At 35.1% G+C, this 16,883-nt stretch carries 10 protein-coding genes; 7 read left to right on the top strand and 3 right to left on the bottom strand.

All coding sequences use genetic code 11. The features are described from left to right. Positions 1–93: 93 nt before the first annotated feature. The 3 genes from HND50_05175 to HND50_05165 all read right to left on the bottom strand — a co-directional run bounded on the left by HND50_05175 (position 94) and on the right by HND50_05165 (position 5,444). A complete protein-coding gene (locus tag HND50_05175) occupies positions 94–396 on the bottom strand; it encodes a helix-turn-helix transcriptional regulator (protein NOG44599.1) in 303 nt (100 codons plus the stop codon). A gap of 194 nt (positions 397–590) precedes the next feature. Beyond that, entirely contained in the window at positions 591–2,909 is a 2,319-nt protein-coding gene (locus HND50_05170; protein ID NOG44598.1) for an alginate lyase, read from the bottom strand. 264 nt (positions 2,910–3,173) lie between these two features. Next, positions 3,174–5,444 carry a hypothetical protein gene (locus HND50_05165; protein NOG44597.1) on the bottom strand — a complete coding sequence of 757 codons (2,271 nt, stop codon included), beginning with the start codon at positions 5,442–5,444 and terminating at the stop codon, positions 3,174–3,176. A 118-nt stretch (positions 5,445–5,562) separates the two neighbouring features. Between HND50_05165 and HND50_05160 the strand changes: the two genes are divergently transcribed. The 7 genes from HND50_05160 to HND50_05130 all read left to right on the top strand — a co-directional run bounded on the left by HND50_05160 (position 5,563) and on the right by HND50_05130 (position 16,813). Beyond that, complete coding sequence (locus HND50_05160) at positions 5,563–6,591, top strand: GntR family transcriptional regulator (GenBank protein ID NOG44596.1); 1,029 nt, start codon at positions 5,563–5,565, stop codon at positions 6,589–6,591. A 162-nt stretch (positions 6,592–6,753) separates the two neighbouring features. Further along, positions 6,754–9,930, top strand: coding sequence for a TonB-dependent receptor (locus HND50_05155; protein NOG44595.1), 3,177 nt, complete (start codon positions 6,754–6,756; stop codon positions 9,928–9,930). 33 nt (positions 9,931–9,963) lie between these two features. Then, positions 9,964–12,099, top strand: a complete 2,136-nt coding sequence (locus HND50_05150) for a fibronectin type III domain-containing protein (GenBank protein ID NOG44594.1) — start codon at positions 9,964–9,966, stop codon at positions 12,097–12,099. A gap of 71 nt (positions 12,100–12,170) precedes the next feature. After that, on the top strand, positions 12,171–12,806 hold the full coding sequence (locus tag HND50_05145) for a hypothetical protein (GenBank protein ID NOG44593.1): 636 nt from the start codon (positions 12,171–12,173) through the stop codon (positions 12,804–12,806). 29 nt (positions 12,807–12,835) lie between these two features. Then, positions 12,836–13,825: a PorV/PorQ family protein gene (locus tag HND50_05140; protein NOG44592.1), complete on the top strand. Its 990-nt coding sequence runs from the start codon at positions 12,836–12,838 to the stop codon at positions 13,823–13,825. Positions 13,826–13,840: 15 nt separating this feature from the next. Continuing rightward, positions 13,841–15,100 carry an IPT/TIG domain-containing protein gene (locus tag HND50_05135; protein ID NOG44591.1) on the top strand — a complete coding sequence of 420 codons (1,260 nt, stop codon included), beginning with the start codon at positions 13,841–13,843 and terminating at the stop codon, positions 15,098–15,100. Between the two features lie 105 nt (positions 15,101–15,205). Continuing rightward, positions 15,206–16,813: a T9SS type A sorting domain-containing protein gene (locus HND50_05130; GenBank protein ID NOG44590.1), complete on the top strand. Its 1,608-nt coding sequence runs from the start codon at positions 15,206–15,208 to the stop codon at positions 16,811–16,813. The last annotated feature ends 70 nt before the right edge of the window (positions 16,814–16,883 follow it).

Raw genomic sequence — 16,883 nt, 5'->3', positions numbered from 1 at the left:
AATGTATATACTTTGTGTCCATATGTCTAAATGTCCAAAACGAGGGTAATATATTTAATACTGAAATTCAAGATAAATAAATAGGCATCACACCTATTTATTTTTTAGTACGTTAGTTACCCAAGCTTTGGACACTCCGAGATGTCGAGCTAATTCAGCCTGATTCCAGTTATTACTCTCCATTAATGATCTATAATCGTTGGCTCGTTTTATCCTTTTTAAAGCATATTCATCTTTACTTATTTTACCTGGTTTAGTCATGTTATAAATACGGTAAAAGTGGACAAGAATGGCACCAGAATTGAAGAATATTTTGGGTTTATGATAAGATAATCCAGGTTTACCAAGTTTTGTAAACTCAATAAAAACAGTAAGATTGAAGTGGTTCGTCATCATGTTGAACCGCCGGAGCTTAAGCCCTGTAAACACTATAGTTTGCAGGGCTTTATAGTTTATGAGATGTTTTTATGAAAATAACCTAATGAGTGTTATCTTTAATCGGGAAAGTGCTTCCGGTAAATAATATTTACAATCAGGAAGCACATATTGCAAAGAATAAGTAATACTTTGTATCCAACATTTTTTACTTATTAGTAAACAAGTTTTTGCTTTAAATAGTGGTCAACCCTAATAATCCCGGAGTTAATTTTAGTATTTTCACTGTGATGGTTATTTTTCTCTCCCCATAACAATGCTATCAATTTAACCGGATTGTTCTCAAAGGAATTATTTGAAATTTCCACATTAATAATTCCCCGGGTTTTAAGTAATATTTTGCTCTTTTCCTGCGCACCACAGTTTTTAAACTTGCTGCCGGTAATAGTTAAATTCCCTCCAATGGTAGATTCATCATATCCACCACGATAAAAATTGATTACATCTGTTTGGATATTTTCGAAAGTACAATTTTCAATAAAAACAAATTCCGCATTATAGTCGCCTTTGTCATCAGTTTCAGCGGCTAGCTCAATGCCACCCAAACAATTTCTAAAATCAGTATGGGAAAATAAAATCGTGTCGGCAAAAGAACCTCTGTAAGCTTTTAGAATGTTTTTAAATCCGCTGATTTGTGAACTCATTACATTAAGGTTATAGCCAAAAGACATGTTCTTTTCCAAAGAAGCAAAAGCAAATTGATCATTATTTCCGATTAATAAAATGTCTTTTAGGATAAGGTTTCCTTTGGGGTTCATTTCAAAGGCAGGACTATTTTTGGAACCAGAAAAATTTATTTGTGATTTTTTGTTTTCATTTTTTGATCGGATGATAATTCTTTTGCTTATTTTTAGTGGTTGATCCAGGTTGTATTCTCCATCAATCAGTTCTAAAACATCACCATTCTTTGCCTGAGAAACAGCATTTAAAAGCGCCTCTTTGCCTGCCGAAACACTAATTGTTCGTGGAGTATTTTTTGGCTTTTCTGATGAATACCAACCGGGGCCATATTTACTTCTATCGATATCAAAGGTTTTGGTTTGGTTATTTTTATTTATTGCTCCAATACTATTTTCGTCCTTGCGCGAATTACCGAATATATCCTTTTTGATATCCTCGAAACCAAATCCGGCATAGGCAGAATTGAGTGTTTGGTATTCAGCAGGAGCAAAAAGCCAATCATTTATTTTCTGCATTTTTATACTTTTTGTAGCAATCCCATCATATTCCGTAAAAGCACTGTTTTGATTATCAATTACATTGTTCTTAAATGAAACACCAGTGACCTTGTCATATGCTTTGATGGGGGTTTCATCCGCTTCGCTGTTATAAATAATATTGTTTGCCAATAGTGTTCTAAGTGGGCGGGCAGAACGAATCTCGCGTGCGGGAAGTACATCCTTTTTGTTCATATTGGCCCCAACGCTAAACTGCCATGGCGATGCGCAATCCACCCACGTATTATGTGCGACTACAACATCAGTAACCTGGTTATACCTGTTTAATGGAGACTTTGGGATTCCATTCATGACAGCCAATGCACTTCGGAACTCATCACCTTTGAGCATATAAAAATAGTTATTGGTAACCCAGTGCCCCGTATTTATAACTCTAATGCCACCATTGAATTGCGAATCCTTATTTCCAATAAAAAAGTTGCCATCAGCCATGCAATAATTTCCATGCCGGAAAACAAGGGAGCCTTCACATTCAAAAAAGACATTATTATTAAACTTGTTAAAATTGGTTTTGCTGGAAATGACTTCCACTTCGCCATTGCATCGTTCAAAAAAATTATTGGATACATTTAGATAAGATGGTGTCATCGAGGTGTAGCTGTCACCGATTTGAATTGTCTCCGCTTTTGGCCCGCCTTTTCGTGGTCTTGGCCCAAAATGATTATTGGTTATTTGATGATAATTATAAATATGCTGATTGCCGCTGAGGTTTACACGAACGGTTGGGCCCTGGTTAAATTTACCGGCAATGTAACAATGATCAAGCTGGTTGTTTCTACCCCAAAAAGTTACCCAATGATCCGGATTATAACGGTTAGGTTGAACGTAGTCTTCAATAACACAATTTCTTACAATGCAGTTATTAGCGATATTTCTTTTGCTTGTCCGAAACTCTATTACAGTATTAGAAGGTGTGTAACCGTTTTTAAAGTAAAGCCCATCCACTATTAAGTGTTCACCGGAAATCTTTATAAAAGATTGACCTTCTAATGTTACCTTGCCTGGAGTTTCAGCCTTTAAAATAATGGGATTTTCCTTTGTGCCTTTTCCAATAAAGTATATTTGCACATCCTTCCAAACACCGTTGGCAAGAACAATTTCGTCACCGGCTTTAGCATTTGTAATTGAAGTTTCCAGTTCATCTGTGTTTTGTACCAGGCTGCTTTTTGGGTTAGAATTATTTGCGCAAACTGTAAACAATAAAATCAAGATTAAAAGAGCTATATTTTTTATCATTGTTTTAGACCTTGTTTTTTTATTTTTGGTAGTTTTAAATCAATTTGATTTTTGTGATAATATATGTGGGTTGTCATACATATTACAAATATATTAAAAGGTAATAATGCTTAATTCCATTTTATTCTTTTGTGATCAATCTTATTTTTGATGAATGGACTATTATACCTGAGAAGAACATGGCATTTTAGACAAAAAAATAGGTTTTGGTTTTAGCTATTTTTGTTTTTCACAAAGTTATAAACATAGATGATTAGAAAAAAGTCACCTTGCTGTTTTTAACGATGATTTTAGATAAGCTAAATCGGCGCTTGCAGGGAAATATCTTTCGAATATAGTTATAGTTCTTTGGGCCTTAACAAAATTCTCGTTTTTTATATACGCTATGCAAAGCGAGTTTAAAAGGGAGGGATCATGCTCTAAGGAAAGCTGTTCACTTCGTTCCAATAATTCTATAGCTTTTGCAATATTATTCGTTTTAAGCATAATTTTTCCTAAAACCAAGTTTGCACTTGAGCTTTGATATTTTTTTAAGGATTTCTGCAAAATATCCATTGACAATTTTATTTGTTTTTTATTATAACTTTTCATTGCACTTTGAAACATATTAAATGCCTGTTTTGAGTTAAGTCGCATCGATTCTCTGAACTCTTCCAAACCCTTAATACCCGAAAAATCATTTGTTGAAGTTTTATATTCATTTAATAGTGAATCCCCTTTTTGATATTCACCAATTGTATAATATGCCCTTATAAAATTTCTTAGTACCTGTTTGTCTTCGGGTTTTATTTTAATTGATTTTTCAAACGAACTAATGGCGTCTGCTATTCTAAATAGTGCCAGATTTACTTGTCCTAATGATTTAAAAATGTAAGCAGATGGATTAAACTTTACTGCTGTTAATAATAGTTCTCTGGCACGCATATATTGTTTTGTATCTATTAAGAGGTTTAAAGCATCTTTATATGAAATGTCAATTCCGGGGATACTATAGATTAGTGTTTTATATTCTTTAAAGGCCAGTTCAGTTTTTCCAATAGTTTTATAATAATTTGCTAACTCGATGTGCGCATCCTGAAGGCTATAATCGTTTTGGGTGTATGCAACTGCTGCAAGCGAATCAATTGGTGATGTTTTGAAAAATTGCTGTTTTATGGCTTCCGGGAGTAACTTTGTGCTAAAGGACTTTGTTGAAAAGGGCCATCCGCTTTTCAGGTTTAATACAACTAAATTTGCGTAGATGCTATCTAATTTAGTAAAACCATATTTTTCCAAGTTGGGCTTGTTAAATGGTGGCCAGTTTTCTGATATTATTTTATTCGTTTTCATAGTCTTATAAAATGCATTGGCCATCAAAGAGTAGCCTTCTTTTTTGGGATGCACATGTTCAAGGAAAATGTTATTCCCGGGAATTCCGTTTTTCGAAGCTCTTTCAAATAAGGATTTCATTGGGACTATCATTATATCATATTTTTTGCCGATGGAATGAATTGCATCGTTGAATGCTTCAGGTGCCCTAAAGCGAATGGGATCCAAATCTTTGGCTTGGTAAAATTTTTTACGGGCTTCGAGATAGTTTTCATTTGTATAAAGAACTTTAGCTGAATTGTACGTCGAAAGCGCAGCTGCCCGGTCCTCTTTAATGGTATTTGGAAAGGGTGGGATTTCTTTAATGTTACTTACAATTTCACTAATAATAACGGGTATGTTAGAATCATCAGCTTTTTGTACAATATCACTAATGTTATCTGTGAATTGTTTCAAACCCAATTTAAAATTGTCACTGTTTAAAGAAATATTTGTGTTTTTATAAAAGGAAGGGTTAATGTTGGATTCAGTTTGGTTGATCTCTATGCTTTTATTCAACTTACCTACGAGAGGATTAATGATATCCCGGAATAAAATAAAAGTTTTGAACCTTTGCAAAAATAAAACAGTTTTTGCCATCCAGGGATATTTACCAAATTGAATTCCCGACACTGGTCCAAAGGGCCCAAAAAACTCATTGTGCCCGGCATAAATAAGAATTAAATCCGGTTGTTGCTCTATTATTTCATCCATAAAATCCAGGAGAGTGTAACTGTTAACGGATGTAATTGCTGTATTAATGACCTCAATTTTTTTATCCGGAAAAGTATTTGCCAATCTGGTATGAAGAAACCGGGGGAAAGAAATATTATCCTGATAAGGAAAACCGGCTGTTGTTGATGCGCCTAAAACAAATATTCGAAAAGCATTATTTGGCTTTTCTTTGAGAAACAAATCTTTTTGTGGTGTAGGGTCAAATGCGTTTCCATAATAGTAATAATATCTTTGCCCGATATTTAAATTGATACCCAAATATTCCGAGTTTTCATCTGGGTAAGGGACAAATAGATCTAAATTTTCTCCGTAATCGAATAAACGCAGGCTGAGCTCAAATACTGTTAATAGTAGAAAAAGTGAGAAAAAAATAAAAAATAAAAATAGAATTTTTTTTCGTATCGGAATTTTCATGTTTGGTTTTTTTGATTTGTTTATTATTGTTTTATTCATGTCGAAAGCCATATGATATTAATTTAAAGGTAAATATTAATGGAAAGCTATATATTAACAAATATTTGCTTTCTTAGATTTAATTTACAGAAATACAAAACAGAACTGATGTTAAAAAATGATTACTAAAACGAGCCTTCAAAAATTATTTCAATTAAATAATAAGATTAAAATACCGCTGTATAGACAAATTATTAAAAATATAATTGAAAATATCCATAACAATAATCTATCGATTGGTGATAAGTTACCATCCATTAATTCTATTTGTAAGGAATTCAATCTTTCGCGCGACACGGTCGTGAAATCTTATGATATTCTTAAAGAAAAAGGAATAATAACGGCAGTTCACGGCAAAGGCTTTTATATTAATAATAGCCGTTCAGAAATCAAAACAAATGTTTTTGTACTCTTTGATGCCCAACACACCTCATATAAAGAAGAGCTTTTTAAAGGCATGCAAGAGGTTGTAAAAGATAAGGCAAGCCTGGATATTTATTCTCATCATTATAACCCAATATTTTTTAGAGATCTTATTACAAAATATAGAAATGATTATGAATATTATGTAATAATGCCATTTAAAAATAAATTAGTTGAAGAATCGTTAAAGAAGTTAGATCCAAAAAAAGTCCTTCTTTTGGACATTGCCATAAGTACAAAAAAAACTGACTATTCAAGTATTTTTCAATCTCATGATTTTGGTTTTGAAAATGCATTAGGCGATGCATTGGATAGTATCAGAAAATACAAGAAACTTTTTCTTGTTTACCCTCAGGAAAAGCACCATCCGATTAGTACAAAGAATTCATTCTTAAAATTTTGTCAACAAAATGGAATTGAATATCAGGTAGAGCATGATTTAGATGAAAGCCTATTGCAAAAAAATAATGCCTATTTTGTGATCGAGGATGATGACCTGGTTTCTTTAATAAAATATTGTAGGAAAATGAATTTTAAGTTAGGCAAAGATATTGGTTGTTTAACCTATAATGACACTCCATTTAAAACAATATTGGAGGGTGGGATTACGACGGTTTCCATTGATTTTTATCAGATGGGAAAACTTGTAGGGAAACAAATATGTAGACCTGTCCAAATAAATACAGTTGTTCCAACGTACCTCTTTAAAAGAAAGTCGCTCTAAATTTCATCCCTGCCTTATCATTAAAAATACCAAAATAAATACCACCTAAAATATTTTCTCAAAACATTTGTGTTTTGCTTTGAAATTTTATATAATTGTTACGTGTAATACATAACAGTACATAACAGTACAATCTTCGCAAAGCCTTTCCGGAGGAAAAATATGAAATCTATAAAAATGCAATCTTTTATTATTTCTTTGATTGTGTTTCTAACATCCATTGTAAATGCCGGGACAACAGGAAAAATTGCTGGCCGGGTAATAGATATGGAAAACAAAGAACCGCTTCCCGGCGCAAACATAATAATTCAAGGTACTTATCTCGGTGCGGCCGCTGATATTGATGGCAACTATACTATTCTGAATGTACAGCCGGGTACTTATACCTTGGAAATCATTATGGTTGGTTTTGCACCTGTCTTGGCGAAAGATGTAATTGTGAAGATTGACCAGACTACCGAAATGAATTTTGAACTGCAGGCAACGGCGCTTGAGGGTGAGGCGGTTATTGTTGTTGCTCAACGTGATTTTATTAAGGATGATGTTGCTACGAGTGTTGTTTCGGTAAGCGCTGAAGAAATAAATGCTTTACCGGTTTCAAGTATCGAAAATGTTGTTGAGCTGCAAGCTGGTGTTCAGGAAGGTTTTGAAATTAGAGGTGGAAGTGCAGATGAAATGCTCTTCAATGTAGATGGCCTCACTTTGCGGGATCCTGGTAATAATAAACCAATAACAAGTTTAGCATTAAGTGCGGTTGAAGAAGTTGCGGTTGAACGCGGTGGATTTAACGCAGAGTACGGGCAGGTTAGATCAGGAATTGTAAATGTTGTTACACGTGAAGGGGATCGGCAGGATTATTATTTTTCTTCAACCATAAAATATAGCCCCCCTTCAAAAAAGTATTTTGGTATTTCTCCTTTCAGTGCAAATTCAATGTGGAACCGCCCTTTTTTAGACCCGGATGTGGCGTTTGTTGGAACACAAAATGGCCCATGGGATGAATATACCAGAAGACAGTACCCAACATTTGATGGTTGGAACAACCTTTCCGAAAGGCAATTGACTAATGGGAAGGCAGAAGACGATGTTTTTGCTTCACCACTTGCATTACAACAGCTTTGGAAATGGCAAAGACGGCAAAGGGCACAAAATGATGAAGCCGACTATATAACGGATATAGGTTTTGGCGGTCCTGTCCCATTTGCAGAAAGCTTGGGAAACCTTCGTTTTTTTGCAAGTTATCGCTTCGAAAGAGAAATGTTGATGGTGCCTTTAAGCAGGGATGATTTCCGTGACCAAAGTTTTTCTCTAAAGCTTACCTCAGATATACAAAACAATATGAAATTAACCATTTCAGCATTGGCCGGGACTAATTATAATGTTCCTTATAACCAGCAAGACGGTCAATTTCTAAGTGATTTCCCATCATGGGGGCCGCCTGCAGGAAGCTCTCGATGGGACCCAACACTTTTTATTAGATCACCATTGGCTATTGCGACTAATCTTGGTGATCAAAGATCTGGACGATTGTTTGTAAACTCGTGGTACAGTCAAGCTGTTGTTGAACACTCAGCAATTTCAGCAAAATTAACTCATACAATTAACAGTAGCTCATATTATGATGCTAGTTTTGATGTAATAAACAGAAAATATAGAACGGGGCCGATACGTGACCGGGATTATACTAAAAGATTTGAAATCGCCCCTGGTTTTTTTGTTGACGAAACTCCTTTTGGTTTCTCCGGATCGCTAGAAGATACAGGTGTTGATGGGATGTTTACCGGCGGACATACCGGACAGGCAAGGGATTCAAGTAATGTGTCTTCGTATGCGTTGAAGTTTGATTATTCAAATCAAATTAACTTTGAAAACTTACTAAAAATGGGTTTTGATTTTTCTTATTATGACCTTGATATGTTAGCAGGTTGGGTAAACTATGGTCTTGGTGCGCAAAACATTTCTCGTGAAAAAGTAAATCCTTATAAAGCTTCATTTTACGTTCAGGATAAATTCGAAACCAACGGATATATCATAAACCTTGGGTTAAGAATGGATATTAGCAACCCAAATAAAAAATGGATTGATGTAGACCGATATGATGAATATTTCGAAGATGGCAATTTAGAGCAGGTAGATAAAAAGGATGCTAAGGTTGATATTGCCTTCAGTCCCCGTCTCGGTATTTCTCATCCCGTTAGTGAAAATTCGAAGTTATTCTTTAATTATGGGCATTTTAAACAAATGCCGGCATATGACAGAATTTTTAATAGGAGTAGATCAACCACAGGAACTATTGCAAGTATTGGTAATCCAAATTTAATACAGGCAAAGACAATTTCTTATGAATTAGGATACGATCATTTACTGTTTGATGATTATCTGCTTCAAATGGCCGCTTATTATCATGATATAACTGACCAGGAGTTTAGGCAAACAAGCTCTGATGGAAATAACATTAATTATGAAAATTCCACTAATAATGGGTATGAAGATATTCGTGGACTAGAGTTAACATTTAGAAAATCTGGCGGAAAATGGTGGAATGCTTTTGCAAATTATACTTATGAAGTAATAAGTACCGGTCATTTTGGCAAAGACAGATATTTTGAGTCAATTACAGAACAGCGTAATTATGACCGCAACACACGTGACCAGGAACAGGATAAGCCTTTACCAAGACCACGTGCAAACCTGGGGCTTTCATTTTTTACACCTGCTGATTTTGGTGATAGTTATTTCGGTATTAATCCGTTGTCTGAATGGCATTTGAACTTTATTGCAAACTGGAAAGCGGGTGAGTTTATTACATACGCTCCAAAAGGTGGGTTGGAAGCTTTCTCAAATCTTCAAGTTACCGATCATCACAATTTAAGATTGCGTCTTCACAAATCCTTCAGGTTCAATAAACTTAAAGTTACCTTTTTTACAGAGGTAGATAATTTATTAAATCATAAAAGATTAAGTGGCGCCGGTTTTTATGATGACTTTGATTATCAATTCTATATGGAATCGTTACATCTTCCCAAAAGCAAATTTTATGACAATATCGAAGGGGATGACAGACCTGGTGATTACCGCAAAAGCGGTGTTGCTTTCCAGCCAATTGAAATTGTCAGTACAGAAGATTCAATTATCGAAGATACACGCGCTATTTTTTACCTGACCACGGATGAGAAGTATTACCAAAGAATAGACAATGAAGTTGTTGAAGTATCAAAAAGTAAAATGGATAAAATACTAAAGAACAAGGCATATATAGATATGCCCAATCAAACATCTTTTAATTTCTTAAACCCTAGGCAAATATTCTTTGGATTAACTCTGTCATATGAACTTTAGAATATAGTGGGTGAAAAAAAACTAAGAGGGAAAATGAAAAATTCTAATAATAGAAAAAGCGGTCTTTTGTTTTATGCTCTTTTAGCAGGTTTGTTATTATTTGGTGAAGTACAAACTGTTAAAGCACAAGTAAGTGGTCCACAAGAAATTAAATGGATGTGGGTCGGTCAACTAAGGCATTGGTTTTCTAATGGATTGGCTGAAATAGAATATGGGCGGAGAGGGCGTGCCTGTTGCGAAAACACAGATCAAATAGACGGTTTAATTTATCCTGCTCAATTTGCTAATCAAAACCATAATGTAGCTGGTGTAATGTGGATAGGAACAACAGATTATGATGATCCTGTTTCAAATGAAAATTATGCGCACAAAGTGGTATGCATGGGTAGCAGAGTTTTAAACTTAAATACGGAGATCTATCCTGAAAAAATTGAAATGATTGGACGGTATGATCATCCGGTGGTTTTGGTTGATAACGCACCAGCATCAGATTTAGATGACAGGGATGAGGTTGATATTATCGACCCGGATATGAGTGAAGACCGCATGGTTGTAATTAGGACGCACACATCAATTGGGATTACAGTAACAAAAAAAGTGCGCTATTTTGCCCAGAAAAATCATGAGAATTTCTACATCTATGACTATGTATTTAAAAATACCGGGATTATAGACAATAACGGTACAGTAGTTCAGAAAGATCTAAAAGACGTTGTTTTTCATTGGCAGCATCGTTTAGCATTTGGCCATGAAGCATTTGTCCAGGGATGGGCATACAGCAATCAAAATTATGGAAGAAATGCAGTAAACGATGTTATTGGTGAAAACGGATTAACGGATGGTTCAGAATTTAGAGCAAGTATTAACTGGTTTGGGCCGCACAGTGGTAGTGGCAATTTTCTTCGGGATATTGGTCAACCAAATCCGACAAACTCTAAAATGGTTAGTGCGCAGTATGTCGGAATTGCAGTTCTTCATGCAGATACAGACGTTGATAATAAAGCTGATGATATTTTCCAACCGAAAACAACAAAATTTATGGGTTCCGACAGAGATGATCAGGGTGTAAACCAATACAATGCTGATCTCATGTCGCGTAAGTACACAAAGCATATGACAGCAGGGCATCTTCCTCAAAGCCATGCAGAATTAATTGGTGAAAGTTTTGCTGATGACTATGGAGATGACAATGGTGGTTATTCTGCAGCTCAGGGGTTTGGCCCATATCCTCTAATGAAACATGGTGATAGTATTAGAATTGTATTGGTTGAAGCGATTGGTTCTCTTGACATTATTACTAATAAACAAGTCACAGTTAACTGGGCAAATAACGAAAACTTAATTCTTCCAAATGGATCTGAAGCATCATCAGCTGATGAATATAAAAGAACCTGGGTTGAGACAGGAAAAGATTCGCTTTATAAAGCATTTAGAAATGCAAAAAGAATATTTAATGAAATTGAAACTAGCGGTGTTATTAGTGATCCTGCGCCACCTGCACCTACAAGCTTCTCTGTTATTGGTGGAGGAGATAGGATACAATTAAAATGGACACCACCCGAGACAGCATTTTCCAACTTTGCAGGATATAGGGTTTATCGAGGGGTTGACAGGCCTGACACTACTTTTCAATTAATATACGATGGTACTGAAACATCTTATGACGATAAAAGCGCAAAACGTGGAGTTGATTACTATTACTATGTAGTAACATATGATGATGGATCTACAAATACGGATGTTACGAATTCGGGCACCCCATTAGAAAGTAGCATGTTTTATACACTTACAAATCAACCTGCCACATTAAAAAGGCCTCCCGGGAAAAAATTATCCGAAATACGTGTAGTTCCAAATCCATACAATATTCGGGCCCAGGAGTTACAATTCGGAACAACCACTCAAGATCGAATAGCATTTTATGGACTTCCTGCCAATTGTAAAATTAAAATTTTTACAGAAAGAGGGGATTTAGTTAACACTATTATCCATGATGATGGATCAGGTGATGAGACATGGGAACAGTTGACTAGTTCCAGGCAGTTAGTTGTTAGCGGTGTATATATAGCCTACTTTGAGGTGATGCAGGATATTATTGACCAAAATAGCGGCTCAATAAGCTTAAAAAAAGGTGATAATATTTTTAGAAGATTTGTCATTATTCGCTAATTCATGGAGACAAAATGAAATTAAATACTAAAAAAGAAATATTTAGGGTATGCACATTTTTACTATTTCTCATGTTAATCTCATGTGATAGCATTATTCCGGATGAATATGATTCGGATAAAACTTTCAAAATCAACGCAGTGGATCAAATGGCGTGTGATATTTTATCTCTGCCGTTAGACTCTATGGATGTTATGTCAGTTGAAAGAAATACAGTTAGTTTAAGTTCTTTGGTTGACTCCGCCACATTTGCCTCAATGAGCGAAGGTGAGATTATTGCTTCTCGTTATGATGATATATTAGCCGGGACAATGTCTATTAATAGTGATTCGTTAGTACAAATTTCTATACCGACAGGGGAATCAGTTTCTTACGCGTCCATTAATACTTCAAGTGATTTGGTTGCTTTCATTACACATGATAATGAAGAATATGTAGAAGGTTTGTCAAATGAAGATGTCTATATTGTAATGGATATAGTTAATCGAGATTCTACATATCAAAAAAAGAATTCTGATATGGAAATTCCGTCGATTGCTTGCTTCACAACTTATGATCTGTCAACAAGATCCGAGCCGGTTGTTACTTCTGCCATTAAAGCACGATATGCATTTTCAGCCCAAAGTGGTGATTACCTTGTGAGGTTTAGAGTATCAGAACCTGAGAATCTTAGTACTTTTAGAGTTCTATTACATTTTCCAAAATGATTGAAAAACTCTTTTTAAGGGAGAAAATAGTGAAAAGTAGAATACTAAATATTTTAACAATTTTAATTATTGGGTTTATAGCTGTTCAATTAGAAGCTGGAAATAAAATTGCACAGACCGGTTTCCAATTTTTAAGTGTAACATCAGACGCACATACAAGCAGCCTTGGTGATGCTGTTACAGCAAGGGAAATGGGTTCAGCTTCATTGTTTAGCAATCCGGCAGCATTAGCGAAAATCGATGGAACTATTGAAGCTAATTTTAGCATGTCAAAATGGATAGCGGAAATTAACCATGCAGTGCTAAGTATAGCTTATAAGCCATTTAACGGAGATTATGGTGTAATAGGGCTTTCATTACAATCTGTGGATTATGGAGATTTTCTTGGGACAATTAATGCTAATAATGATTTAGGGTTCATAGAAACAGGTGTATTTAATCCAAAAGCTTTGGCGATGGGGATTGGCTATGCAAAAAGTATTACGAATCAATTTTCTGTTGGTGGTCATTTAAAGGCAACTTATCAAAACCTGGGGAATAGCATTATTGTTAGTAATTCTGATTATAAGACAAAACAAAATACAGTTTCTGCAATTGCCTTTGACTTTGGTACTCAGTTTGATACTGAATTTAAGAGAATAGTTTTTGGTATGACAATTCGGAATTTTTCTGATGAAATTGAATACGAAGTTGAGAGTTTTCAGCTTCCATTACTATTTACCATTGGTGCATCAACAAGTTTATTTGAATGGATTCCAATAAACCCTGTAGATCAAGAATTATTGGTCTCGATAGATGTCAGTCATCCAAGGTCTCACCCAGAACAAATTAAAATCGGTCTGGACTATACACTTATGAATATACTTTCATTGCGCTCAGGTTTTATTTCAAATAATGATGAAGACGCGTTTTCATTTGGTGCCGGGATTCAATACTCAGGTTTTCATTTTGATTATGCATACAGCCCTTTTGGAGTTTTCGACAAAGTTCAAAGGATCACAGCGAAAATTTCATTATAAACGAGGATAGAAGAAATGAAACAATTATTCATTTTTATAACAATTTTATTAATGGGAATTATAGTTATTGCGTGTGATTCTTATGATTCCCCGGATCCAATCTACACCCCTTTAACCAGCTCATCATCGGCTAAAATGGATGAAGCAAATCCTATCTCTCCTTCAGAAGGAACAGCGGGAGTCTCTATATTTACAATTAACGGAACTGGTTTTTCACCAGACTCAGGATCGAACATTGTTTATCTGGAAACGCCGGATACAACTGCAGTAGCAGACCTGGTTAGTTTTAGTGAAACAGAGATCCAATTCCATAGACCTGGTTTTGTTGAAGATAGTACCAGGATTACAATTGTAAATAGAGATAAGATAAATCTCGATTCTTTTTATCCATATAGTTTTGATGAAATTGTAAATGAGTACACTGACTTACGGGATGAGTTAGAGAATATCAGCAATATTGCGATGGACTCAGATGAGAACCTGTATGTCTTTATTGATGGAGGTGTATTATATAAAGTAGCTCCAGATGGTTCATATGAAATCATAAACACTTCATTAAAAGATGATAAAGCCAGGGATTTCATAAATGGTCCAAATAATTATTTGTACTATTCCGATTCAAAAGACATAGACAGGATTAATCTTCAAACAGGACAAGATGAAGAATTTGTACGGTTAAGTAAATCGGTCTATCGTTTGGGATTTGTTGAGCATAAAGGAGTTAACATTCTTTATGCCGGGAGAAAATCAGGGCTTTTTGCGGTACTCGAAGACAAAAGCAATAAAATTGTTGAATATGAGGATGATGAAAAATTTGAAATTTTTGGGATCCGTTATTATGACGGCAAACTCTATGTCTTAGCAGAATATGAAGGTAGTGATCAGGGAATTCCAAAGATGGCAATTTGGGAGCACACTGTTCTTGATAACACTGGTGCGTTAAGTGAAAAAAGCCTTCTTCACAATTTGACAATAGGTGAATTTGGAGGAGAAGCTTTTAACTATCTTGAAATAGATGCGGATGGCCGATTTTATGTTACCAGTGAAAAAAGAAAAGACTATGGAATCCTGACAATTAATTCCTCAGGAGAGGTTACACCCATTTATAAAGATAAAAGCATTTTACCGGTTGTAATAGATAGGATTGTTTGGGGCAATGGCAATTATGCTTATGTACACAATGGGTTGACTTTTGATAACGAGGCCACAAACAGGATAATAAGAATAAAACGTCTCGATATGGGAATAAATGGGGCGGATTATATCGGTCGCTAGTGACGGCTAAAATAGTAGTCTGGCATAACTATATTAATTAAAAAAAACACATCATCAACGCTATAAATTACTAACTAATCACTTAACCAAAGAAGGAGAAAAATAATGATGAGATTGCTATCTAAATCATTGTTTGTTTTAATATTATCTGCATTTCTTTTTGCAGGCAATCAAACCGTTGAAGAAGGGAAATTACTAATTCCTTTAACGGAGGAAACAATCACCATTGATGGTGAATTAGATCAAGAGTGGAAAAATGTTACACCTGTTGTATTAAGGACTTATGAAGAAGGTTCTGATGTTGTAGATAGTTATGATGATCATTTTTCTACATTCAGGACAATGTACTCAGAGGATTTTCTTTATATATTTGTTACAGTTGTAGATGATTCCCTGGACAGCTCGACTGGTAATGATTGGGATCGTGATAACGTTGAACTATTCCTGGATGGTAATAATGATAAAAATGATCAGGCCACAGGATATGATGATAATGATGTTCAATGGCGTTGGATCTGGAACTCAGATAAAGACACTTCATTAACACCGGGACAAGGTGAGTATGCTTTTACAACAACAGATGAAGGGTATAATTTAGAAATAGCTATTTCTGCAGATACGCTTTCTGCATATGCTTTTGAGTTAACAGATGGCGAAACAGTTGGATTTGAGATCTCAAACAGAGATATGGACAGCCAGGCAGTTCAAAACAATATTAAATGGTGGAATGCCGGCGCAACAGCATGGAATACACCAGCTTTGTTTGGTACAGCTAAATTAACAGATCGTGAAGTTAAAAGCACTCTGGATATAAATGAAGTTGAGGAAGCACCTGAAATTGATGGTGTTATTGAAGATGACGCCGGCTGGTTAGGTATTCCTGCTATTGGCTTAACAACAATTGAAAATGGTGATCTGGAAGATGGAATTTTAACAAGTTGGGAAGATCATTTCTCTACTTTCAGAGCAGGCTTTGACGAAGATGCACTTTATATTGCTGTTGAAGTTGTTGATGATTCTTTAGATAGTTCTACAGGGAATGACTGGGATCGAGATAATATTGAACTTTTCCTTGATGGCAATAACGACAAAAATGATCAGGCTACAGGGTATGATGCTAATGATGTTCAATGGCGTTGGATCTGGAATTCAGATAAAGACACATCTTTAACACCAGGACAAGGGGAATATGTTTTCTCAGAAACTGACAATGGTTATATTTTAGAGATAGCTATCTCTGCAGATACTCTTAGTAATTATGCACTTGATTTGGTAGATGGCGAAACAATTGGTTTTGAAATCTCGAATCGTGATATGGATTCACAGCAAGTTCAAATTAATCGCAAATGGTGGAATGAAGGTGCAACTGCCTGGAACACTCCAGCTTTATTTGGAACTGCAAAACTAAATGGTACAATTACAGCTATTGAGAATGAATTTGGTGTTCCTAATACATTGGAATTAAAGCAGAACTTTCCGAATCCATTTAATCCAAATACCAGAATTGATTTTACTCTTGACAAAGCAGCGCGTGTTTCATTAGAAGTATTTAATGTTCTCGGGCAAAGAGTTGCAGTGCTTATAAATGGGCAATTGTCTGCTGGTGCAAATCATGCTATATTTAATGGACATGACTTACCAAGCGGTATTTATGTGTATAAATTAACAACAGGTAGTAGTAGCATTGCCAAAAAAATGATGCTGATTAAGTAAAGAACTCTTAAAAGCGTCTAATTAGATTAGGCGCTTTTTTTTACCTCTAATTATAATTTATTAACACCTC

The sequence above is a fragment of the Calditrichota bacterium genome (genome assembly GCA_013112635.1).
GTDB lineage: Bacteria > Calditrichota > Calditrichia > Calditrichales > J004 > JABFGF01.
This window is presented reverse-complemented; position numbering and strand designations above follow the sequence as displayed.

Bases quoted from the DNA above. Each gene is read 5' to 3' on its own strand.
- HND50_05175 (NOG44599.1), bottom strand. From the start codon at position 396: ATGATGACGAACCACTTCAATCTTACTGTTTTTATTGAGTTTACAAAA.
- HND50_05170 (NOG44598.1), bottom strand. From the start codon at position 2,909: ATGATAAAAAATATAGCTCTTTTAATCTTGATTTTATTGTTTACAGTT.
- HND50_05165 (NOG44597.1), bottom strand. From the start codon at position 5,444: ATGAATAAAACAATAATAAACAAATCAAAAAAACCAAACATGAAAATT.
- HND50_05160 (NOG44596.1), top strand. From the start codon at position 5,563: ATGATTACTAAAACGAGCCTTCAAAAATTATTTCAATTAAATAATAAG.
- HND50_05155 (NOG44595.1), top strand. From the start codon at position 6,754: ATGAAATCTATAAAAATGCAATCTTTTATTATTTCTTTGATTGTGTTT.
- HND50_05150 (NOG44594.1), top strand. From the start codon at position 9,964: ATGAAAAATTCTAATAATAGAAAAAGCGGTCTTTTGTTTTATGCTCTT.
- HND50_05145 (NOG44593.1), top strand. From the start codon at position 12,171: ATGTTAATCTCATGTGATAGCATTATTCCGGATGAATATGATTCGGAT.
- HND50_05135 (NOG44591.1), top strand. From the start codon at position 13,841: ATGAAACAATTATTCATTTTTATAACAATTTTATTAATGGGAATTATA.
- HND50_05130 (NOG44590.1), top strand. From the start codon at position 15,206: ATGATGAGATTGCTATCTAAATCATTGTTTGTTTTAATATTATCTGCA.